Annotated in this window: 32 protein-coding genes; 19 read left to right on the top strand and 13 right to left on the bottom strand. The window is 36.6% G+C overall.

Annotation, left to right across the window (positions count from 1 at the left end):
• The first annotated feature begins 145 nt into the window (after positions 1-145).
• Positions 146-772, top strand: a complete 627-nt coding sequence (locus tag R8G33_02600; GenBank protein ID MDW3094544.1) for a tyrosine-type recombinase/integrase — start codon at positions 146-148, stop codon at positions 770-772.
• 107 nt (positions 773-879) lie between these two features.
• On the opposite strand, the gene R8G33_02595 is transcribed toward R8G33_02600, so the two are convergent.
• From R8G33_02595 to R8G33_02570, 6 genes are all read right to left on the bottom strand, one after another.
• Positions 880-1,287, bottom strand: coding sequence for a hypothetical protein (locus tag R8G33_02595; protein ID MDW3094543.1), 408 nt, complete (start codon positions 1,285-1,287; stop codon positions 880-882).
• A gap of 159 nt (positions 1,288-1,446) precedes the next feature.
• Positions 1,447-1,941 carry a hypothetical protein gene (locus R8G33_02590; GenBank protein ID MDW3094542.1) on the bottom strand — a complete coding sequence of 165 codons (495 nt, stop codon included), beginning with the start codon at positions 1,939-1,941 and terminating at the stop codon, positions 1,447-1,449.
• A gap of 63 nt (positions 1,942-2,004) precedes the next feature.
• A complete protein-coding gene (locus tag R8G33_02585; protein ID MDW3094541.1) occupies positions 2,005-2,406 on the bottom strand; it encodes a hypothetical protein in 402 nt (133 codons plus the stop codon).
• A gap of 71 nt (positions 2,407-2,477) precedes the next feature.
• Positions 2,478-3,026 (bottom strand): hypothetical protein, encoded by a 549-nt coding sequence (locus R8G33_02580; GenBank protein ID MDW3094540.1) that lies wholly within the window; start codon positions 3,024-3,026, stop codon positions 2,478-2,480.
• Positions 3,027-3,062: 36 nt separating this feature from the next.
• Positions 3,063-3,314, bottom strand: coding sequence for a hypothetical protein (locus R8G33_02575; protein MDW3094539.1), 252 nt, complete (start codon positions 3,312-3,314; stop codon positions 3,063-3,065).
• A 364-nt stretch (positions 3,315-3,678) separates the two neighbouring features.
• The gene (locus R8G33_02570) at positions 3,679-4,053 is read right to left on the bottom strand and encodes a hypothetical protein (protein MDW3094538.1); all 375 of its coding nucleotides are present in this window, start codon (positions 4,051-4,053) and stop codon (positions 3,679-3,681) included.
• Between the two features lie 326 nt (positions 4,054-4,379).
• On the opposite strand from R8G33_02570, the gene R8G33_02565 reads away from it, so the two are divergent.
• The 13 genes from R8G33_02565 to R8G33_02505 all read left to right on the top strand — a co-directional run bounded on the left by R8G33_02565 (position 4,380) and on the right by R8G33_02505 (position 11,832).
• A complete protein-coding gene (locus tag R8G33_02565) occupies positions 4,380-4,988 on the top strand; it encodes a hypothetical protein (GenBank protein ID MDW3094537.1) in 609 nt (202 codons plus the stop codon).
• Between the two features lie 68 nt (positions 4,989-5,056).
• Positions 5,057-5,395, top strand: coding sequence for a hypothetical protein (locus R8G33_02560; protein ID MDW3094536.1), 339 nt, complete (start codon positions 5,057-5,059; stop codon positions 5,393-5,395).
• 65 nt (positions 5,396-5,460) lie between these two features.
• Positions 5,461-5,880, top strand: coding sequence for a VOC family protein (locus R8G33_02555; protein MDW3094535.1), 420 nt, complete (start codon positions 5,461-5,463; stop codon positions 5,878-5,880).
• Between the two features lie 152 nt (positions 5,881-6,032).
• A complete protein-coding gene (locus R8G33_02550) occupies positions 6,033-6,461 on the top strand; it encodes a hypothetical protein (protein MDW3094534.1) in 429 nt (142 codons plus the stop codon).
• Between the two features lie 36 nt (positions 6,462-6,497).
• Complete coding sequence (locus tag R8G33_02545; GenBank protein MDW3094533.1) at positions 6,498-6,704, top strand: hypothetical protein; 207 nt, start codon at positions 6,498-6,500, stop codon at positions 6,702-6,704.
• A 33-nt stretch (positions 6,705-6,737) separates the two neighbouring features.
• Complete coding sequence (locus R8G33_02540; GenBank protein ID MDW3094532.1) at positions 6,738-7,256, top strand: hypothetical protein; 519 nt, start codon at positions 6,738-6,740, stop codon at positions 7,254-7,256.
• 113 nt (positions 7,257-7,369) lie between these two features.
• A complete protein-coding gene (locus R8G33_02535) occupies positions 7,370-7,633 on the top strand; it encodes a hypothetical protein (protein ID MDW3094531.1) in 264 nt (87 codons plus the stop codon).
• A gap of 363 nt (positions 7,634-7,996) precedes the next feature.
• The gene (locus R8G33_02530; GenBank protein ID MDW3094530.1) at positions 7,997-8,236 is read left to right on the top strand and encodes a hypothetical protein; all 240 of its coding nucleotides are present in this window, start codon (positions 7,997-7,999) and stop codon (positions 8,234-8,236) included.
• A 53-nt stretch (positions 8,237-8,289) separates the two neighbouring features.
• Positions 8,290-8,664, top strand: coding sequence for a hypothetical protein (locus R8G33_02525; protein ID MDW3094529.1), 375 nt, complete (start codon positions 8,290-8,292; stop codon positions 8,662-8,664).
• Between the two features lie 235 nt (positions 8,665-8,899).
• Positions 8,900-9,265, top strand: coding sequence for a hypothetical protein (locus R8G33_02520; GenBank protein MDW3094528.1), 366 nt, complete (start codon positions 8,900-8,902; stop codon positions 9,263-9,265).
• 73 nt (positions 9,266-9,338) lie between these two features.
• On the top strand, positions 9,339-9,731 hold the full coding sequence (locus R8G33_02515; protein MDW3094527.1) for a hypothetical protein: 393 nt from the start codon (positions 9,339-9,341) through the stop codon (positions 9,729-9,731).
• Positions 9,732-10,908: 1,177 nt separating this feature from the next.
• A complete protein-coding gene (locus tag R8G33_02510; protein ID MDW3094526.1) occupies positions 10,909-11,574 on the top strand; it encodes a Bax inhibitor-1/YccA family protein in 666 nt (221 codons plus the stop codon).
• A gap of 72 nt (positions 11,575-11,646) precedes the next feature.
• Entirely contained in the window at positions 11,647-11,832 is a 186-nt protein-coding gene (locus tag R8G33_02505; protein MDW3094525.1) for a hypothetical protein, read from the top strand.
• 3 nt (positions 11,833-11,835) lie between these two features.
• On the opposite strand, the gene R8G33_02500 is transcribed toward R8G33_02505, so the two are convergent.
• Positions 11,836-12,318, bottom strand: coding sequence for a YajQ family cyclic di-GMP-binding protein (locus R8G33_02500; protein ID MDW3094524.1), 483 nt, complete (start codon positions 12,316-12,318; stop codon positions 11,836-11,838).
• Positions 12,319-12,351: 33 nt separating this feature from the next.
• Here R8G33_02500 and R8G33_02495 point away from each other — a divergent pair, with 33 nt between their 5' ends.
• Positions 12,352-12,729 carry a DUF423 domain-containing protein gene (locus R8G33_02495; GenBank protein MDW3094523.1) on the top strand — a complete coding sequence of 126 codons (378 nt, stop codon included), beginning with the start codon at positions 12,352-12,354 and terminating at the stop codon, positions 12,727-12,729.
• On the opposite strand, the gene R8G33_02490 is transcribed toward R8G33_02495, so the two are convergent.
• The 3 genes from R8G33_02490 to crcB form a co-directional block, all read right to left on the bottom strand.
• On the bottom strand, positions 12,726-13,214 hold the full coding sequence (locus R8G33_02490) for an MOSC domain-containing protein (GenBank protein ID MDW3094522.1): 489 nt from the start codon (positions 13,212-13,214) through the stop codon (positions 12,726-12,728). The two genes, R8G33_02495 and R8G33_02490, sit on opposite strands and share 4 nt — an antisense overlap.
• A gap of 299 nt (positions 13,215-13,513) precedes the next feature.
• Positions 13,514-14,794, bottom strand: coding sequence for a serine--tRNA ligase (serS, locus tag R8G33_02485; GenBank protein MDW3094521.1), 1,281 nt, complete (start codon positions 14,792-14,794; stop codon positions 13,514-13,516).
• Between the two features lie 14 nt (positions 14,795-14,808).
• On the bottom strand, positions 14,809-15,186 hold the full coding sequence (gene crcB, locus R8G33_02480) for a fluoride efflux transporter CrcB (GenBank protein ID MDW3094520.1): 378 nt from the start codon (positions 15,184-15,186) through the stop codon (positions 14,809-14,811).
• Between the two features lie 74 nt (positions 15,187-15,260).
• Between crcB and R8G33_02475 the strand changes: the two genes are divergently transcribed.
• From R8G33_02475 to R8G33_02460, 4 genes are read left to right on the top strand one after another with little or no spacing between them, the layout of a single operon-like run.
• Positions 15,261-16,718, top strand: a complete 1,458-nt coding sequence (locus R8G33_02475; GenBank protein ID MDW3094519.1) for an FAD-linked oxidase C-terminal domain-containing protein — start codon at positions 15,261-15,263, stop codon at positions 16,716-16,718.
• A 2-nt stretch (positions 16,719-16,720) separates the two neighbouring features.
• Positions 16,721-17,785, top strand: a complete 1,065-nt coding sequence (gene glcE / locus R8G33_02470) for a glycolate oxidase subunit GlcE (GenBank protein MDW3094518.1) — start codon at positions 16,721-16,723, stop codon at positions 17,783-17,785.
• A 2-nt stretch (positions 17,786-17,787) separates the two neighbouring features.
• Complete coding sequence (gene glcF / locus R8G33_02465) at positions 17,788-18,975, top strand: glycolate oxidase subunit GlcF (protein ID MDW3094517.1); 1,188 nt, start codon at positions 17,788-17,790, stop codon at positions 18,973-18,975.
• Positions 18,976-20,154: a cation:proton antiporter gene (locus tag R8G33_02460; protein ID MDW3094516.1), complete on the top strand. Its 1,179-nt coding sequence runs from the start codon at positions 18,976-18,978 to the stop codon at positions 20,152-20,154. It abuts the gene before it with no gap.
• 276 nt (positions 20,155-20,430) lie between these two features.
• Here R8G33_02460 and R8G33_02455 read toward each other — a convergent pair whose 3' ends face one another.
• From R8G33_02455 to lolA, 3 genes are read right to left on the bottom strand one after another with little or no spacing between them, the layout of a single operon-like run.
• Positions 20,431-20,733 carry a hypothetical protein gene (locus R8G33_02455; GenBank protein ID MDW3094515.1) on the bottom strand — a complete coding sequence of 101 codons (303 nt, stop codon included), beginning with the start codon at positions 20,731-20,733 and terminating at the stop codon, positions 20,431-20,433.
• A gap of 19 nt (positions 20,734-20,752) precedes the next feature.
• Entirely contained in the window at positions 20,753-22,075 is a 1,323-nt protein-coding gene (locus tag R8G33_02450) for a replication-associated recombination protein A (protein ID MDW3094514.1), read from the bottom strand.
• A 9-nt stretch (positions 22,076-22,084) separates the two neighbouring features.
• Entirely contained in the window at positions 22,085-22,714 is a 630-nt protein-coding gene (lolA, locus tag R8G33_02445) for an outer membrane lipoprotein chaperone LolA (GenBank protein MDW3094513.1), read from the bottom strand.
• Between the last annotated feature and the right edge of the window lie 48 nt (positions 22,715-22,762).

The raw sequence follows: 22,762 nt of genomic DNA, 5'->3' as shown, positions 1-22,762 counted from the left end.
TTTTAGCCTGAATATTATATTTATTGCCTAGCTTGGCTTGTTGATGGTGAGATCAATAGTTATCGCAACTGTTATAAGAGGTTATCACTTATCATGGAGATTGATTGAAAATACATAGTCTATTAATGAAAAATAAGGCTGAACTATGTATCTATATTTATGCAAAAATCGACAATATGAACCTTGGAATAAAGGTAAGTTGGTAGGGCAAAAACCGCCTCTAAAACTTAAGGAAGTATGGAATATTCGTATTCGCTTGCAAATTGCCAATCAAATTCGTGAGTTAGCATTATTTAATTTAGCAATTGATAGCAAATTAAGAGCTTGTGATTTAGTAAAATTACGAGTGAGCGACATATATCATGGAGAAAAGATAACTGATCGAGCAATGATAATGCAACAAAAGACGATGAAGCCAGTCCAATTTGAACTGACAGAGCAAACGAGACACTCCGCTTTAAGTTGGGTAAAACATGCAAAACTAACCCACGAATGCTATGTATTTCCAAGCAGAATAAACAAAAGATCTCACCTATCTACTCGACTATATTCCCGCTTAGTTGATCAATGGATACATAGTATTGGATTAAACCCTATGATTTATGGTACGCACTCTTTGAGAAGAACGAAGGCATCATTAATTTATCGTAGAACAAAAAATTTGCGCGCAATTCAATTACTTCTTGGACATACAAAACTTGAGAATACAATTAGATATTTAGGGATAGAAGTTGATGATGCTCTTGAAATGGCAGAACAAACTGAAGCATAGTTAAAAATCTCTGATAGCAGTCTTCATGTCTGCTATCGGCGCAAAAGCGGACATTTGACAAAGAAAAGTCAATTAGCGATTCTTTGCTTATCTCCGCAATCGTTTTACTAGTCATGTGTTATTTTATTTGATTTATCAAGAACATTAGCTAATAAAGTTTTATCTAACATTATATAAATAGAAGCCATTATTGTAGGCACAAATAAATACGCTATGAAAAACTTTATATTGTCGATATTCAGGCAAGTCAGATAAACAAAAAACACCAAACCTAAATTATATGCACACCACTCAAATCCGAAATCAATAATTTTATAGTTATACTTTCGAAAATATTTTTTAGCTATTAATAGAAGAGTTAATGATGTGGCGATTCCTGTAGTGACTATTACCAATATATTCTCAGCATGTGTTAAATATATTGGTATCAACATAGCCCAGAACGGAATCATATTTCTCATCCATAACGGTGTTATGGTATGAATAGCTGATATTTCATCACCAGCAGAAAGCATGATTATTCCTCAAGAATATATAACGCGATGTTGATTTCATCAATACCAGCCATTTATAGCTAAATTAAAAAACACGTCTGCTTTCGGCGCAAAAGCGGTCATTTATCTATTTTATCTCTATTGGTAGCAAAACTATATATCGTATTTCTATTAGGCGAGTTACTGCAGTAAATTTTTATTTTGGTTTGCAGCTTCATATTTTATGTCAACTGAGTCGCAATAGGAGTTTAGGATATGCCGCCAGACATTAAGATTATCATCGAAGACTCTGATGTATTCTTTTTCATCATGCATAAGGACATAACCCACCTTTCCTGGTAACGGGGTATCTTGCTTGTTAACGAAGTGAAGAATATTTAGATTACAAATTTTATCTCGTTTTACTATCCTGAAGGGAGATTTCTCTGAAAAATCTGTAATATCATTGATTAATCCAGTTGTAATTCTGCCTGTTGATTTGCTTGAATCATCATTATTCACTGATATAAAAGTATGGTTATCTAATTCCTCATTATTAAGAACGTAGTGATTTGGTATCAATAAACTGCCATCAAAAATTAATATCTTTATACTTTCCGCAAGTACACAAGTACTAAATATTAAAGCCAGGAATAATACTGTTAGATTTTTAAGTTTGATAATATAATTTTGCATTATATTCCTTTACCGAAATATGTCGCTTTCCGGCGCAATAGCAGTCATTCAACGATTCCCATATTACATCTTGTTTTGTTCAAATTTAAATCCTAGGTACCACATTGCTGCAATACTTGGCACTACTAACCATAGATAGCGTAAACCGACATATATATTTGCACTTAAAGAGGCGGTTGAAACAAATAATCCATTTGGCATAAGTTCAATAAGTCGCAATAGCAAAAATGCGATAAGCAGAATTTTCCAAATTATCGGATTCAATAATTGTTTATTTAACGCATAACCCAATACTGCGACCAAACCTGCAATGCTAATTCCCCAACTTAGAAAAGGCATAAGAGGATGAGCTAAATTTTCATTGATCGCTTTATAGAATAATTCTTCATTAATTGCTCTATAAATTATATATGCTTTACTTGTTAATTCTATCAACACATATATTAATGCGATTTTCTTTAACACTTATGCTACTTCCATAAAATTCATAATATTAGTTTCGTTAAGGCTGTTGTCCGCTTTCGGCGCAAAAGCGGTCATTCGATAGAGTCGGTATTATCAGATAAACAGCTTGGCTTGGAGTCATATAGCTTTGTGAGGCTATCTTCATTTTGCTTATACCAATCAATTGATTTCCCCCAGCTTTTTGGACTATCAATTTTTCCAAATAACATTTCGTACTGCATCCACCAACTTTGTACTGGTCCTATTACCCAACTCCCATCTATCTTTGAATACATTAAACCAATACTATTAACCGATGTAGACGTAACAACCCAGACTTGATCTTTACAGTTTGGGCCATCCTCGCATGGACACCCTACAGTTACACCTCCTATATTTACAGTCATACCAGGGTTAAGTTCTAAGGCTTTAGCTTGTATTTGCCGAACTTCTTCATCAGAGATGTTTACATACCGTAGTTTGTCTTTCACGGAGTATGAAGGACCATCTTTACGAGAAGGATATGGTGGCATTGAACTTAATTGCTCCCATAACTCAGTTTGTTTTTCAAAAAATGCTGACTCATGCCCGCTCACCAAAGTAGGGATTAAAATCAATATTGCTATTAAGAATATTTTCATTATTTATACGTCGCTTATCGGCGCAATAGCGGTCATTCATTTGTGCTTCGACAGCAGTTTTTGCTCTCGACTTGTGTAGCTAGAAATGTTCTCTAGCTTGGTCGGCGTAATCAAAGAGTAAGAGATCTCACATCCACTATCGTCTGAGAATAAGTGATGGTGCTTAATTGAATCTGGATCAGCCAAAAGAGATTGCAAATCCGTGACTAATTGCCTTGCCTCATTTTCTGTAAAGTAAAGCTGTGCTTGAAGAACTGCTCGATCTGTATCTACGTCTAATATTCTCATAAGTATCTCTTTCTTAAGCTTCGTCACCTTTCGGCTCAATAGCGGTCATTCAGTATTTTACAAATGCACGTATAATTATAAATACGCCAAATACTATTAACGTAAAACCAACTATGTTAGTTAACTCAAATAAATTATACGTCATTAGTGAAAGTGAAATTGTACCAGATGATATTGAGAATATCCCCGCCCCAATAAAAACCAAGCCAAGTAAAATTCTAGTTATTGCATATTTATTGATTGTTGCCATTTTCTTTTTTTCCAATCATTAACTAATTGGCAGCTTCCGGCGCAATAGCGGTCATTAACGTGTGTCTTGCTTTAGTGATTTGTTAGGTGTACTTGAATAGTCAAATAATATAAATTATTCGATTAGGTATCTAAACCTATCTTCTTTGCCACCCCATTGCACATGCCACGTTTTACCGTTTACTTGATCTATGAGTATAAAAGTATAAATATTAGCCGTTGGGTGTAGAGTAAAACGCCCTGGTTTTCCATCAAGTACAATTGGCTCCTCATTAAGAGGTGTGGTAAATCTTTCGCTAGTTGAACCCCATTGCACTTGCCATATTTGTCCCGTACGAGTGTTCAGCTCTAATAAAGTGTATGTATTTTTTGTATTAAATAATCTATAGACTGCTTCTGGGTTTTGGGTTGGTTGGAGAATGTCTATTTCTGCAGAAACACAAGAAGAATATAAAAACAACAAAAAAGCTAAACAAGATATTATTTTCATTTTTATCACCTAACAAACTGATCTTAAGTATTAACTTAATATTATTAAATGCCTAATAGTTACTAAACGGTTAGCTTTGTTTCAAATATCATTATTAGCAAAACCATATTTATCTGTCCATATTATTGAAAACTGTAACAGTTACAGCATGAATGTTAAATAAGCAAATTAAGTAAAAGTACTCTTAACCCTAGTGTCCGCTTTGGGTCGAAAGCGGTCATTAGAACATACTATATATTAGCAAAATCAAATATACTGATTTACAATAGATTTTAATGTCTGCTAACGACCCTTAGCGGACATTCAGACAATGGTATAATTTTACGATGTTTAAGTACCTAGTATTCATAAGTATCCTTCTGATTTCTATTTCAGTTAGATCAACGACGCTTCCTCAATTAGAAATAAAAGAGCTGTATGAGAATGCAGAAGTAGTTGCAATTATAGAAATCACTCAAGGAAAACAGATTGAAATTGAAGATAAGTACTTATGTGCATCAGAGTATCAATCACGTGTCCTAGAACCACTGAAAGGTGATGTAGATAAGGACTCTATACTTAAATTTGGACCATATTCTGGTAGAAAACTAGGTGGGGTTTATTTGGTATTCCTATCCAAAAAAGATTCGATTTATGAGCCAGTAGCTAGTTCAAATAGCGTGCAAATGAATGCAAAACAAGAGCACTTTAAGAAATGTAATAAGCATATTCCAGAGCTACATGAGATGTTTCATGGAGTATCAACACTTGAAGTTAGCTGGACGACTAAGTTTAATAACGAAGAAGCGGTAAAATTCCCAGAAGAATTTGTTACTCCACCAAATGGATTGGAAAAGAAACTTGTTGAATCAGGAGACAATGAAATTAACACTGTTGAGTATTGGGTAAAAGCTAAAGAAATCGTTTCGTATTTACGCAGCCTCGAATCATCTTAATTTTCATATCAAATGACCGCTTTTGCGCCGGAAGCTGACTAACTAATGCGAAATATAGGAAATTTAGATTGAATGTAGGCGTTGAAGGTGTGATTTTTATCTGGACTGCTTTTTTGTGGCCAATAATTGTAACTACTTTCATACTTGTAATCTTAAATTACAACATTGCTCATAGAGTTAGATACTGGTTTTTATCAGTCATATTAGGATATATTTTTGCGATACTTGTTTCTCAATATGTAACAAATTGGCTTTACCCAATTGCAGATTTACCATTTGAAAAAATGAGCAAAGAACAAATCAGCATTATTGAGGTAAATTCTAATATGCATATGATTTTATATTTCATAGTGCCACTATTAGTATCAATGATATTGCTTCGTTGGTTTTGGGATAAATCTGAATGACCGCTATTGCGCCGAAAGGTGACATAGATGTTGTAAAATGAAGATTGATTATACGAGGTTTATATATGGATATTGATCATATTGTGCTGTGGGTAGATAACGCAGAAAGATCGCTTGAATTTTATATGAAGATAATAGGTCTTGAGGCTGTACGATTAAATGAGTTTCATTCAGGGAATGCAAAATTCCCCAGCGTGCGCATCAATAGCCGCACTATATTAGATATCATGGAGCGTGATGAGTTATTACCACTAGTTAAAAAATTTACAGGAAGTGATGATGCAGGTGGCGTACCAATTAATCATGTTTGTCTATCTGTGAGTGGAGACGAATATGCATCAATATGTAAGCGCTTAACGGATAGTGGCATTCAAGTTCAATCTGGAGGAGAGAATGCTTTTGGTGCTCAAGGCCACGCTGTCAGTTCATCTTATATAAATGATCCAGATCGAAATGTTATTGAAATTCGATATTATAAGAATTGAGTATATAGAGTGATACTAAATGACCGCTATTGCGCCGAAAGCAGACGTATATTATTTATATGACAGGTTCCGACCCTTAGCAGACATTCGTCAATCTAGAGATATTGCCAATTCAATCAGATAGAATTGAACATAAAAATCTTATATGAATTATGACGTGGTCGGACGAAACTAAGTATTGGTGGAATCGAACAAAAGATGGGTTACGTAACACCTATGGATACAACGATCCAGAGTATCAAGAGCAAACTACTAAGGCTATTAGCACAAAACAAAGGTGCTTAAAGTATCTAATTCCTTCATTTTTACTAATACTGCTTATTCCACAAATTAAAAATAATCCTATACTTTTACTTGTTCCGATTTTAGTGACGGTAGTTGCTCATATTTTCAGTATTCGCAGAAAACACAAACATCGCTTATTGGCATTCGCACCGTATTGGTCAGGGTTGACACTAATTATTATATTACTTACTTATCTATCATTGATGGGCATAATCAGTACCGAAGCATTGATATTAGCTTTTCTTGGAATAATTATTATATTAACTTGTGGTACTTTCTACGCAGGCATGAAATGACCGCAATTGAGCCGAGTGCATATTGAGCATTAAATTATGAAGACAAATAAACATGCCAGTATGAGATTATTATGGGGATTACTATTTATCTTATTAAGCGTTGGCATATATAACACTGGGAAAATTCCAGGCAATGAGCATACACACGCTACTCTTTATTTGCACAAACATAAAAACCCTGTTGCATTGGTTTTTTTCATTTTGGGTGCCTACTATACTGTTGGCGCATTTAAACAGAAATGACCGCTATTGCGCCGGAAGAAGATATTATTCTATATGGAAATAGCATTTAAATTTGTTTCTTTTTTATTGTTTATCTTATTTATATATGTATCTATTGCGGTAATTGCTTCTAAAGTACATAAATATAGAACTATAAATCGTCTATCTAAGATGACTCTAGGAGATAACTGGAATTTTATTCAAGTAACAACCGCAATCGTCACCAAAATAAATCAACCAACCAAAGAAAAAGGCTTATATATTTATGCAACAAAGCCAGGAGCTAAAGCACCCATACAGTATATCTCTACAATTCCAATAACTGAGCAAGAAATAGAGAACACTATTGAAGCATGCAGAACTAAAGGACTGGCTAGCTTTACTTGGGGGAAATCACCAGTAAATAGAATAATTATGAATGAGGATCAAGGAGAGCTTATACTTCAAGTAAGGCGATTATATTTTTACAAACTGAGGTTCGTAGTAAAAATGAAAAGCACAACATTTACTGAATTAGAAAATGCATTTAAATCACTCAATCATGCAAATGCATCAACGGCAATAGAGGCATAACTTACTAATGACCGCTAATGCGCCGAATGCTGACATTGTTTAGAAATTTAAAATTATATGACAGGTTCCGATGATTATGTTGTTGATAGTAGTGGGCAACTAAAAAATGAGAAATGAAGAGTAAAAGTCAAAAATTAATCTGGTCTGACCTGCTTGCGTCTTTATTTACTGCTAGTGCATATACATATATGGTAGTTGATTCGTTTTTTAAAACGGGAGATTTTTGTATATCTATGCCTGGTCGAGGCTCATCTCCTCTGGGATGTTTGTTTGATTTTCCTCCTTTTTTTATTGGTATAACTATTTTTTGGTGGGGTTGTGCAATTCATTTTTTCTTGAAAGGAATTGGTAGAAGAGGATTTAGTTTCTTATGGTAAGTAATTATATTATTTTTATAATGACCGCTATTGCGCCGAAAGCCGACTAAGTTTTAATTTTAATGAAATGAGTGTGTCTAAATTTATCACTAACTTCACTTCTTCAGAATGCTCTTAAAATATTTTGTAGACAGAACTGCAGAGAATGACCTTGTAATTTTCAGTCATGCAGAATGGATCTTACCAACGCTTACAATAGCTGGATGCATTCTGATTTTGATCTCGTTAGTTAAGTTAATAAAGCATAGTTGCTGGTCTTCAATGAATAATCTTTTTACTTATAGATGCTTAGAAACATGGATGTTCTTGGGTTTAGGTCTCGTAATGGCATTTACTATATTTAAGAATAATGAACTGCTTGTATTGAGTCCGAACAGCATATTTTTTGGTAATCATGACTACCGTATAGAATTCGAAGAAATATATACTCTTGAGATAACATCTAGGTCATCTTCTAAAGAAAAAGATTTGGAAATTAAATTCAATCTATATTCAGGTCAGGACAAAATCATTAGGGCTAATGACTTGGTCAAAGCGGCACTTCCTGAAATACTGTTACTGTCTAAAGAAGCTGGCGTTACTATCAATGATAAAAGACAATAAATGTCTGCTATTGCGCCGGTAGGCGACTCAATATTTGATAATCAATATTACGAATGACGGCTAAATACAATTCTAAATATGGAATTATTCTTGGTCTGGCGCTAGCTTGGCAAGCCGCTTCTTATTTTTCACCAAACACTCAAGAGAATCTAAAAATCTGGTATTTGATAAGTATGTTTTTGTGTTTATATTTGACTATTAGATTCTTATATTTCCCTTACTTTAAAATTACAGCCACTCAACTTATCTTGTTTAATGTGATCTTCATTTACAATATTAGGTTGGACTTACAATCAAGTGTAGAATTTTCAGTAAATGATGGTCGACTTTATTACCAGCATCCTGATGAAAAAAAGAAGCTCTTAATTAGAAAGTCATCTTGTAGTGGAAATGATTGGGCAGCGCTTGTTAATAAGGTCGTCGAATGACCGCTATTGCGCCGATAGCAGACTATATATTCAAGAGACTTCTTTAATGACTTTTAGCGACCCTTAGCGGACATTGAGTAAAAAATGATAACGGGGTCCGCATTTGCTGATTTCTATATTTCATCAACATCATGCAACTGTTATGGTTATCAATAACTTGAGCAACACTATTGGTAAGCTCTAATAATGATATACGGATCGAAGCAGTCCGCTTATTAACTGTTAGGTGTCACAAATGCTAAATAGAAATTATAAAGTATTTGAATTCTATGAGTCTCTTGAGGCTGTGCCTCAAGGCTACAATTTATTTGCATTAATTCTTCAAATTTTTTGGGCAATAGTTAATGGGACACTATTTAAATACGTTTTATTAGCACTACCGTTGCCAATTTTAGGTTTCATAAATGAGTTCTATCCAAATACAGGAGCATACTTAACCCTGCTTTACTTGGTTGCCGCTTATTTTATTTATTACCCTGCTGTAGCTAACAAATGGAGAGAAAAAGCTTTGCTGTCTAAAGGCTATTCATTAATTTATCAAACTACCGCATCTTCAGCCAACGAGGCTTTAATTATCTATGCTAATCAAAGTAACGCCTAACAAGTCGCTCTACTACGGACTCGCGCTAGATGCGCTCGCCCGTTAGCTCAACCATTATGTGGCAAATCAATAAATGAAGGAAAGTAATACGCTCTTACATGTATTTGGATTTCTGATGATATTTATAGGCATTATGACAATCTACTCACATGAAGTTGGTAACAAGGGTATTTATTATAAAGCTGGTCTTTTTGCTGAGTTGCTAGGAGTTGCATCAATTGTTTATGGTGCGTGGATTATCGTTACATTACTGAAAAACAGAAAATCAATAAGTGCCACCAAAATTAAGACAAAAGAAAACCAAATGGGGAAATTTTCAATTGTATTAGGAGTTTTATTTATTTTAATAAACAGTATAGCTGGCAGTCCTCAAGAATATTACATATTCGGCATATATAGCCTTATAGGCTTATCGTTTTTAGTCGTTGGTGTTTTCTATATTTTCCATTCATATGCAAAACGTTAAAATCATGCCATATAACAAGTCACTCAACTGGACGCCTGCTAATGCAGTCGCCCGTTAGCTCAACCGTTAATGACCGCTATTGCACCGAATGCAGTCATTAATAATAGGTTTTAAATTTCAAAAAAATTTTACGGATTTTGAGACATGGGGCCCCAATTTCATGAAAAACATAGGAACGTTTTTGCCCCCTACCCCCCATCCTAGGCTTCGTTTTCAATTTTCAGATTTGTGCCAAATTTGTGCCAAGACATAAATTTATCTTACTGTTTGTGACGGTATTTAACTGTAGTTATCTAATGACGACCACTATCGGATGTGATTAATATATTGATATTAAAGCTTGAAATAGTGACTTATCATTTCGGCTCTCGCTTTTCAAGACCGCCGCATTCGACCACTCTGCCACCTCTCCGTATCTGGTCCATGTAACATGAGTAAGCTACTGATTACTGAGCGCATAATCTAGTATTACTAATGGGAAGACGCTTTTTACCATAACCCTTCATCATGGGCTACCGTTATTTGATGCAATGCATTTAACACTATAGCTAAGTAACACTATCCGCACATAAATCGACCAATATATATGGGTAAGCTCATATCTGACTGATTCATAAGAGCTAAATTTATAAAATACAACTTTAAGGATAAATTAAATGTATTTTGACGAGTCATTGTATGAAACACTGTTCAGGGTATATATCTAGAAGCTTATTAAAATATTTAGTCATTTTATTAATGACCAGTTAAACACTTACTCATCAAAAAATTGATTTCATATTCTGCATGACTTAATGACGTTAGAAGTATTAATCAAGATTATTAGAATTAATCCTGAAGGTTGATTAAAAAACTTTAGTTAGCATACTAGCCATATAAAATTCAGCATAAGAAGTATGAGAATTGAAGATACAAAAACCTCGTTTATTTCTGATGATCTAACAGCTTTAAATTGAGTCTTATAGATTTTTGAGCAATTACTACAAAATATAGCGATCGCTGATAAATCTATAAAAAACATGTGGATTAGCTATAACTTGATTTTAAAGATTTCGTCACTATATTAGTGGATATAATCAAACTATTGCCGATAACTTGTTGCATAAGTAGTAAACTAGGCACTAGTTTTATATACTTTTACCTAATAATTAACTTAAATCTATATTGAGGCTTTTGCATGAACAATTACAATCCATCGGTTTCGACGACATCAGCAGTAAGTATCAATAAGGTACTTAGAAATACTTATTTCCTGCTTTCCTTCACACTATTATTTAGCGCCTTGACTGCCGGCATTTCTATGATGCTCCAGGTTAGCCACATGGTGTCATTAGTTTGTTCTTTTGGCGCGCTAGGTTTAATCTGGCTGGTATTACCACGAACAGCTAACTCAGCGGCAGGCATTGGAGTGGTATTTGCCATAACTGGTTTATTAGGATTTGGCCTCGGTCCAATATTAAATTACTACCTTTCTTTATCTAATGGTCCTGAATTAATTGCTACATCACTAGGTGGCACAGGCATTATATTCCTTGCTCTTTCAGGTTACGTGCTTACTACTAAGCGTGACTTTAGCTTCATGGGTGGATTCTTGATGGTCGGACTAATCATTGCTGTACTTGCAATGGTTGCAAACATTTTCTTACAGATTCCCGCTTTATCATTAGCACTATCTTCTGCAATTATACTAATAATGAGTGGATTCATTCTGTTCGATACTAGCCGTATTATTAATGGCGGAGAAACAAATTACATTAATGCAACTGTTTCTTTGTATTTAAGTCTTTACAATATATTTGTTAGCTTATTACACATATTAGGTATCTTTGGCGGTGATGACTAAAGAGTACTAAAACTTAAAAAAAAGCCCGCTGAAATATTTCAGCGGGCTTTTTTATTTACAAGGAAAAACAATATGGATGGAATGCAAATCGCCAGCGCAATATTTTTAGTTTTAATGCTAGTGTTTCTATTTCCTCGTGCCAAACAGATGTTTTTTAACAGCCCCAAAGCTGAGTCTGGCGATTGGAGTGCAGTATTACTTCCATTACTGGGTGTAATTGGATTTGTTATGCTACTTATCTGGCTAGTCAGCCAATAAAGTTTAATCTCTGAAATTATCAAACTGCAAAGGCACACCTAAACTCTGTTCTCGCAAAAGTTGCATAGCCTGCTGCAAATCGTCCCTCTTTTTCCCTGTAACACGCACTTTTTCACCTTGAATTTGCGATTGAACTTTCAGCTTACTTTCTTTTATTAGTTTGGTAATTTTTTTAGCGATTTCTGAATTAATACCCTGATTAATCACCACGTCTTGAGTAGCACGTTTATTCGCTTCTACCAGCTTACCCTTAGTAACACATTCTAGATCAATCCCACGCTTTGCCATTTTTTGCGTGACAACATCATAGATTTGTTTAATCTGAAACTCCACTTCAGCCTCTAATGAAACCACATTCTCTTTCAGTGTGATTTTGGCATTGCTACCTTTAAAGTCGAAACGATTACCTATCTCCCGATTCGCTTGATCGATAGCATTAGATAATTCGTGAGTGTCAACTTCAGAGACAATATCAAATGTAGGCACTATACTCTCCTATTTTTAAGCAATAATAATTTAATGAAACACAATGTAATAATTTCTGTCGGTAGTTTCAATGCCGCGTTAGCCATAACATTAGGGGCATTTGCTGCACATGGTCTTGAAAAACATATAGATGAGCGCAGCATTCAGGTCTTTAATACTGCTGCAGATTTTCATTTCTGGCATGCTTTAGGCCTAATTCTCGTTGGCTTAATCGCTAAAAATAACCCACAAGCTAATTATTCAAATATTGCCGGATTGATGAATCTTGGCATAATATTGTTTTGCGGAAGCTTGTATGTTTTAAGCACTACAGGTATCACTTGGTTAGGTATGATTACTCCATTTGGAGGGACATCTTTTATCATCGCGTGGTGCTGGTTAGCTTGGAAAAGCTTAGTAAATAGAGATTAACCAAACTTTAATACCTGAATCTCATCTCCAAGGTTAATTAGGCCACCTTTAGTCACTTTAGCAGTAATTCCGCCGTGCCCACGTAACGCATTAAATACACCTGTGCCAAGTTGAGATTCTAATTTACTGCAAGGGTGGCAATATCCAGTCACTTCTAAATTAGCCTCGCCAACCAATATTGTGCAATCTTTTAGCGCGTTAAGGTTGATTCCTGATACGGCAATATTTCGCCGCAAATCAGCTAAGTTTATGTTGCTATTCGGCATCAATGAACGAATGACATTTATGTATTCGGCTTGAAATAATGTAACTTGACGTTTCCCACCAGAACGTTTTCCGGCTTTATCGCCCTCTAAACCATGATCTGTGACTGCCTTAACGGAAGAGATTTGCCCAATCTCAGCCTCTCTATGAGAACGTACACCTATCCACTCTACTTTGCCTGGATATGGAAAATGTTGTTTGAGTTCAACGACTTTTTGCATGACTTACTGTACTTTGAAATGTATTTATAACATGAACTTATACTCGTATAAGACAAAACATGAACAAGAAACAACTAATTAGTTTGTTTATACAATTATCAGTATGTATTACAGTGTTTTACATTTGTTAACAGATATATATTTTTATGTTAATGTTAAAAATGTTATGATTTTCTACGTGTAAACCGATATATTTGTCTAATAAGCATTCAATAATATCGAGTCCCCAAAACTCGTACCTAGTATGAGTTTAAAGCCTGCGCGCCCCAACCCGTGCAGGCTTTTTTTATTTTTGCAAGCTAATCTGCAACTTTGAGCTCGGTGATGCCTCCCATATAACTCACCAGCGCTTTAGGAATACGAACTGACCCATCTTCATTCTGATAATTTTCTAAGATAGCAACTAAAGTTCTACCAACAGCGAGACCCGACCCATTAAGTGTATGTAGCAACTGCGGTTTGCTGTCTTTATCTTTCCATCTTGCTTTCATGCGACGTGCCTGAAAATCTAAAAAGTTACTGCATGATGAAATTTCGCGGTAGCAATTTTGTGCAGGCAACCAAACTTCTAAATCATAGGTTTTTGCTGCCGAAAAACCCAAATCACCACCACATAATGTAACTAGACGATACGGTAATTCCAAAGTCTGTAAAACTGCCTCAGCATGACCTGTTAATTCCTCCAATGTCTGCCATGAATTGTCTGGATGAACCAACTGAACAAGTTCTACTTTTTCAAATTGGTGTTGCCGAATCAGGCCCCGTGTATCTTTACCATAAGACCCTGCTTCAGACCTGAAGCAGGGTGTATGACACACATATTTAATAGGTAGCTTCTCAATATTAGCAATCTCATTGCGCCATATATTAGTAACAGGCACTTCAGCAGTTGGAATTAAATAGTAGTCACTATCAGTTTCTATTTTAAATAAGTCTTCTTTAAATTTTGGTAACTGCCCAGTGCCACGCAAACTATCAGAATTCACCATAAACGGGACATATACTTCAGTGTACCCATGCGCTTTTGTATGCATATCTAACATGAATTGAATTAACGCACGATGTAGCTTAGCAATATCATGATGCAATACCACAAAACGCGATCCAGTGATTTTAGCACCAGTCTCAAAATCGAGTTGCTGCAAACCCTCACCTAAATCAACATGATCTTTTGGCTCAAAACTTAATTGAGTAGGCTCACCCCAGACCCGTTCAATTTTATTGTCTTCTTCGGTTTTCCCTGGAGGAACAGACTCATGAGGAATGTTTGGAATGCCCATCAACCAGTTTTGCAACTGAGACTGGAGTTCATTTAATTGTTGTTCTTTTTCTTTAAGTGTTTTAGCCAGCTCATCCATTTCGGCTTTCAATGGAGCAATATCTTCTCCTCGCCCTTTGGCGGCTCCAATTTCTTTAGAACGCTGATTGCGTACACTCTGTAATTCTTGAGTTTCAACTTGTAAGCTTTTGCGCTGCTCCTCTAAATTAGAAAATAAAGCATGGTCTAGTTCAAAGCCTTTTTTCTGTAAATGTTTAGAAACATTTTCTAAATCAGAACGCAATAATTTAGGGTCTAACATATAAATTTTTAATATTAAGTTAACAATGATCGGGCCATTAGCAACCCTGCTCCGGCGGAAATAATACAGAGAACTACACTTAACACAATATTCAGTATTACTGCCGCATACTCTCCTTGGATAAAGTGTTGCAAAGTATCATGTGAAAAAGTTGAAAAAGTCGTAAAGCCGCCAAGCAAGCCAACCAAAATAGCTGCACGATGCTCTTCAGCTAGTGTGATATGACTAGTAAAGGCCCACGCCAAAAATCCCATGAGAAAAGAGCCAATAAGATTTACAGTGAGTATCCCGAGAGGAAAGGTATATCCATGCAGCTGATCAACTCTTGTATAGAGCAAATATCTGAGTACAGAACCTACTCCACCGCCTAATGCAATCCAAACTAATATCATTGTATAGCCACGTTGAGGTTAATTAAGGTATTCTCAAACAACAATTCACACAGGATGTAATAAGCTATAAGCATATGCCTAATAGAAGCGAAATTCCTACCTTATTTTCTGACTGTTTGCCAAAGAATAATATACTCACATCAACGGAAACATTGCGTCCGTATGAGTGCGATGGATACACTGCCTACAAATCATTACCACTAGCAGTATTATTGCCTGAAACGACACAACAAGTAATCGATATTATAAAAACTTGCCAATCAGAAAGTATTCCAATTGTTACACGAGGCGCAGGTACTGGTTTATCAGGTGGTGCACACCCAATTTCCAACGGGATTCTACTCAATTTATCCAAGCTCAATGAGATATTAGAAATTAATCATGAGCTTCAATATGCCCACGTAGGGCCAGGTGTTCGTAATTTAGCCATTTCAGATGCCGCCTCTGAATTTGGCCTCTATTATGCACCCGACCCTTCTTCGCAGATTGCTTGCACAATTGGCGGCAACATAGCAGAAAATTCTGGCGGGGTTCATTGTTTAAAATACGGACTCACAGTACACAATTTACTAGAAATCACTTTTGTTACAATTGATGGAGAACTAATCACTATCGGGAGTGAGTGCTACGAGAATCCAGGTTATGACATCCTTGCGTTATTAACTGGCTCGGAAGGCATGCTGGCAATCATGGTAGAGGCCAAAGTGAAATTGCTCCCTAAACCAACTAACAAGGAAGTTATTCTCGCAGCTTTTAACAAAGTCGAAGATGCAGGTAATGCAGTTGCAGCAATTATTGCCGGTGGCGTCATACCTGCGGGTTTAGAAATGATGGATAACGCCATTATTAGTGCTGCGGAAAATTTTTGTCATGCAGGCTATCCAACTGATGCAGCGGCAATATTGTTATGCGAGCTAGATGGCTATGGTGATTCTTTGCAATGGGAAATAGATCAGGTCACTGAACAATGTAATTTAGCTAATGCGGTATCTGTGCATAAAGCTGAAGATGCTGATGAACAAGAATTATTTTGGAAAGGTCGCAAATCAGCATTTCCAGCAATAGGCCAACTCACTCCCGATTACCTATGTATGGATGGCACGATTCCGCGCAAACATTTAGCTCATGTGCTAAGTGAGATTTCGAATTACTCAAAAGAAATTGGCTTAGCAGTTGCAAATGTTTTCCATGCTGGAGACGGCAATTTACACCCACTGATCATGTATGACGCTAACAACCTTGGTGAATTAGAAAAAGCCGAACAGATTGGTGGAAAGATTTTAGAATTATGTGTCAGTGTTGGTGGAACAATCACCGGTGAGCATGGTGTAGGCATCGAAAAGCTAAATCAGATGTGCGTGCAATTCAAACGTGAAGAACTTAATCAGTTTGAACGCATTAAAGAATCATTTGACCCGACGCATTTACTCAATCCTGGAAAAGTCATACCAACATTACAGCGTTGTGCAGAATTCGGCAAAATGCATGTTCATCACGGAGAAATGCCTTTCAAAGATTTACCACGTTTTTAGATATGTCTGAATCTGACTATATTCAAACATTAAGCGCTGTTATAGAAGAAGCAAATGCCACACAAGAGGCCTTGCAAATACTAGGAGGCAATAGTAAAAGTTTTTATGGCAATAAAATATCTGCAAATACACTAGATGTATCTAAACATATTGGCATAGTCGATTACGAACCCTCAGAATTATACATCACTGCGCGCAATGGAACTTTACTCTCTGAGATTGAAGAAATTCTAGAAGCCAATAATCAAATGTTGCCGTTCGAGCCCCCTCATTTCAGCCCAAGTGCAACATTAGGTGGAACAGTGGCTTGTGCTTTATCTGGTCCACGCAGAGCCTATGCAAGCTCGATGCGAGACTGTGTTCTTGGTGTAAACATTGTTAATGGCAAAGGTGAGTATTTAGAATTTGGAGGACAAGTGATGAAAAATGTTGCCGGCTATGACGCATCCAGATTAATGTGCGGCGCATTTGGTACTTTAGGCGTGTTAACGCAAATATCACTTAGAGTTTCTCCAAAACCACATAGCGAAATCACCATTGCAATTGAAATCAATCAACGCGAAGCATTAGAAAACATGAATGCGTGGACTCAAACGCAACTGCCTATTAGCGCTACGTATTTCAATAATGAAGTTTTATACATTCGAATTGCTGGGCTTGAAAGCACCACCAAGAAAGCTCATCAAGAAATAGGCGGACAGATCATTGAAAATAGCGAGAAATTCTGGAATGACCTAAAAAATCATCAAACAGACTTTTTTCGAACAGAAAAACCTTTGTGGAGAATCATCATTCCCAACACCACACCTGGTTTACCTATCAATGGCGAATCATGCTTAGAGTGGAATGGCGGCCTTCGCTGGATCAAATCGAATGAAAATACACAACAAATTATAAATCTCTGCAAAAAAATGAAAGCGCAGGCCACCTTATTTAAAACCAATTCAAAAACTAAAGATTGCTTAGCAAGCATTAATCCAAATATACAGAAACTACATTTAAATTTAAAAACAGCATTTGATCCCAAAAGGATATTAAATCCTGGTCGCATGTATTCTTGGTGTTAGCAATGCAAACCAAACTTTCCCAAGAATTATTATCCACTCCCAGAGGCAAGCGTGCTGATGAAATATTACGCAAATGTGTGCATTGCGGATTTTGCAATGCAACATGTCCTACGTATCAAATTACAGGTGATGAGCTAGATGGACCGCGTGGCCGTATATATTTAATAAAAGAGATGTTAGAAGGCAACCAAACTACGACTAGCACGCTCAATCACTTAGACAATTGTCTAACTTGCCTGAGCTGTGAAACCACTTGCCCATCAGGTGTCAATTATGGTGAATTAGTAGAAATAGGTAGACATTCAGCAGAACGAAGCAATCTTCGTAACACAATATCGGCTTTCAAACGTTGGGGGCTTTGTACAATACTTCCTTACCCTGCCCGCTTTAAGCCAATTTATTGGTTTGCCAGCTTAATTGGCATAACACCAACAACAAACAATACTTCACGAAACAATCCATCTACTGATAATCCTTCAGACAAAGTTATTTTACTAGATGGTTGCGTACAATCTGTTATCTCACCTGAAATCAACCAAACCTTAAGCCATTTGTTGCACAGTTTAAATATTGAGTCAGTTTCTCTAAAAAGTGTTTCTTGTTGCGGTGCAATTCAACATCACAATAGTCAAAGCGAAAAAGCTTTAGACACTATTAAGCAAAACATTGATCATTGGTGGCCGATGATAGAAAACGGTTACAGTACTATTATTATGAGCGCTAGCGGTTGCGGAAGCATGGTTAAAGATTATCAACGCCTACTTGCACATGACAGCGATTATGCAGACAAAGCTCGTGTCATCACCCAAATAACTAAAGATGCAAGCGAATTTTTTGCTCAACAAAAATTTATTGCAAAACTTGATACAAAATCAACCATTGCATTCCATCCCCCATGCACATTACAGCATGACCAAAAAGTGGTAGATGTTGTCGAGCCAATCTTACGTAATGCCGGTTATGAGATTAAAAACTTTAAAGACAAACATTTATGCTGTGGTTCGGCAGGTACTTATTCAATTTTGCAATCTGCCCTCTCCAACAAATTACGTAGCAATAAAATTTTAGACATTAAAAAATCTAACCCCGACATCATTGCAACCGCCAATATTGGTTGCATCTTACATTTACAAAAAAACTCACCAATTCCTGTTATGCATTGGTTAGATTTAATCGAGGTTGCGAATTAAATGAATCATTCTGACGAAATTATTTTCACAATATTTATAATATTTTCGGGTGCAGCGGTTTTTGCAACACTTGCATTGTATGCACGACAAACATTATTAATTGCCTACATAGCATTAGGTGTTTTATTAGGACCATCTGCACTTGGTGTTGTTGAGAATCATGATTTTATTCAGCAAGTCGCAGATATTGGCATTATGTTTTTATTATTCCTCTTAGGTCTCAGTTTAAATCCGAACAAATTAGTTAGCTTACTTAAAGATGCCACTTTATTAACGCTGGTATCTTCAGCTGTTTTTGCCTTTGTGGGCTATGTGGCTGCTTATGCATTGGGTTTCAAGCCTATTGAATGTGTAGTCATTGCAGGAAGCATGGTTTTCTCAAGCACTATTATTGGTCTTAAGTTATTACCTACAACTGTTTTGCATCATCGACATACTGGTGAAGTTATTGTGAGCATTTTATTACTACAAGATTTAATCGCCATCATTATGTTGTTACTTCTTCACTCACGAGCAGACACTAGTCAAGCAGGCGCCAATGATTTACTCATGCTGGTCATTTCTTTACCCATATTGATTGCCTTTACCTTCTATTTCTCTAAGTACGTATTATCCTACCTCTTCAGAAAATTCGACAAAATATTAGAGTATGTTTTCCTGGTAGCTATTGGCTGGTGCTTAGGTATTTCACAATTAGCCTCGTGGGTTGGGCTATCACATGAGATTGGTGCATTCATAGCCGGTGTATCCATCGCAACCAGCCCTATTGCTTTATTTATTGCTGAAAGCTTGAAACCTTTACGCGATTTCTTTTTGATTATTTTCTTTTTTGCAATAGGCGCCAGTTTCCAACTTGAAATTCTTTCTCAAGTAATCCTGCCTGCTTTAATTATTGCTGGCTTAGCTATGCTGATTAAACCAATTACTTTCAGAATTTTGCTTACCAAGCTGGGGCAGGAAGACCCTAAAGTAGCCAATGAGATTGGCTATCGAATCGGTCAATTAAGTGAATTCTCAATTTTATTGGGTGCGTTAGCGCTAAATGTTAGTGTAATTGGTGAGAAAGCCGCATACTTAATTCATGTATCAACTATTATTACTTTCGTGCTTTCTTCTTATCTAGTAGTACTAAGATTCCCCACTCCAATTGCTGTATCAGACCGACTTAGAAGAGATTAGATTTTACTTTATAAGTTTATATTAACTTATTGTATTATAAATAAAAAAGCCGCATAAAATGCGGCTTTTTTATTAGCATTTCTATACGTTCAGAATAGAAATCTATCCATCACCGCAACAGAAATAATTACAATTGGGATCGACATAATTACCACTGTAATGATCGTTTTAATTGCTTCTTCATCCATCTTTATACCCTTTTCTGTTGTTTAAGCACTGATTTGGTTAGCTAAGCGAAAATTATACTGACTGAACCAATAAGATCAATGCAGATATTTAAGAGTCACCAGGCTTCCAAATACCAAAGGCACTGCCCGGAGGCGCAACAGGTGCCGACTGAGGCTGTTGTTGCTGTGGCTGAGATACATCCTGGTAAACATGATGCATAAATGAGCTCAACTCATCCATAATTTCTTTTTTCTCTTGGCTAGGGATTGATGATGTTCCAACCACATAACCAACAATGGCCGTTAAGTACTGACTTCCTACGAAAGGGTCTTTAGCGCGGCCATCAACAGCCATGACCACGTTCATTACATTGTCGATTAATTCCTTTGAAAGCTTAAGCTCATCTGACATATTTTTACCTTCGATTCTGTTAACATTTAGTGCGCAATCTTTGCAACATCTCTTTAATTTTAATCTCTAAACCACGCTCGACTGGAGAGTAATACCTTGTACCATAAAGCTCATCTGGAAAGTAGTTTTCTCCACTTGCGAATCCACCTTCTTCATTGTGAGCGTATCGATAATCTTTACCATAATCCAAATCTTTCATCAGTTTGGTTGGCGCATTACGCAGATGCATAGGCACCTCCAAAGTCCCTTTGTCCTTAGCATCTCTCATAGCTTGGTTATAAGCCATATAAACTGCATTACTTTTTGGAGCACAAGCTAAAAATACAATCGCCTGCGCGATAGCTAACTCACCTTCTGGACTACCTAGACGAGTGAATGTATCCCACGCATTTAATGCTAGTTGCAAACATCGGGGGTCAGCATTTCCAATATCTTCAGAAGCAATACGCACTACTCTGCGCGCAATATATATAGGATCACAGCCGCCATCTAACATTCGACAATACCAATATAGTGCAGCATCAGGATCTGTCCCACGTACGGATTTATGTAGAGCAGAAATCAAGTCGTAGAAATACTCACCTTTATTATCAAAGCGCCGCAAACTTGATTGTGTAACTTGCTCGATGACTTCTTTGTCAATGACTTTACTATTGTCATTTTCTTTAGCTAAGTCACTAGCCACTTCTAACAATGTTAACGCTCTTCTGGCATCTCCATCTGCAGCCATTGCCAAGGTTTCAATATGAGCAGCATCAATTTCAATTTTTTGTTCTGCCAGCCCTCGCTCTGAGTCAGTCAATGCATCTTGAATACAATCACAAATGTCATTTACTTCCAAGCGCTTCAGCACATAGGTACGCATACGCGATAATAATGCATTGTTTAATTCAAACGACGGATTTTCAGTGGTTGCACCAATAAAACAAACAGTACCATTTTCTATATGGGGTAAGAATGCATCTTGCTGCGATTTGTTAAAGCGGTGTACCTCATCAACAAATAACACTGTCGTGGGATATTGCTCTGCTTGATATTGTTTGGCTTGATCGATTGCAGCTCTAATTTCCTTAACACCACTGAGTACCGCTGAAAGCGATATAAATGGGACTTTACAATGAATAGAGATCAAATGAGCAATAGTGGTTTTGCCCGTACCTGGCGGTCCCCACAACACCATAGAATGGGGTCGTCCCGAATCGATTGCCGCTCTCAAAGGTGAGTTCTGCTTAAGAAGATGAGTCTGACCTACAAATTCATCCATGCTGCGCGGACGCATTCGATCAGCTAGCGGGCGGTAATGTTCGTCTGTGTTTGAGAATAAGTCTGTATTCGATGACATAGCGCTACGTTAGCGCGCCGTACCAATCACATCAACACCATCAGGGATAGAAAATATAAATCGCGAATCTGGTAAGTTAGCCACTGTATCAATATCTGAAAAACGAATGATGGTTTTCTGGTCAAAATGATCATGCAATCTCATTTCACGAATAACATTACCGTCTAAACCAATATCAACACGATAAAATTCAGTGTCTTGGATTTTTGGTGCTAATGCAACCCACTCCAGTCCAAATGACTCAGGCATATCACGTATCTCAAATTCATCTGACAATGGTTTTAAGTCTGTAAGCAAGATTATTGGCGCACTGCCAAGTGCTTGCTCGATTGGCTGCACAGTGGCTTGTGCTAGTTCCAAATCAAACAACCATAAGTTTTTACCATCAGCAATAATTTGTTGAGAATACGGTGGGTCATAATGCCAACGAAATCTTCCTGGTTTTTTTAACTCAAAAATCCCTTTTGCCTCTTGAATTACTTCACCCTCTGAATCGACCACCTGCTGAAAAAAGTTCGCTTTTAGGCTAGATAGGGTTTTTATTGATTGATAGAGTTTTTCCTCAGTGGATTGAGCAAAGCTTTGCGTGGAAGCCAAGATAAAACAGGTCAATAGGACAATAATGCTGCTATGGCGCATAAGGTTTAACTAAAAGAAAAATGTTTAATTTAGAACGGTATAGCTCTA

The organism is Gammaproteobacteria bacterium (assembly GCA_033344735.1).
In the GTDB taxonomy this organism is placed as follows: domain Bacteria; phylum Pseudomonadota; class Gammaproteobacteria; order UBA4575; family UBA4575; genus UBA1858.
The sequence above is the reverse complement of the archived record's forward strand: the minus strand, read 5'-3'. Positions and strand labels throughout refer to the sequence as shown.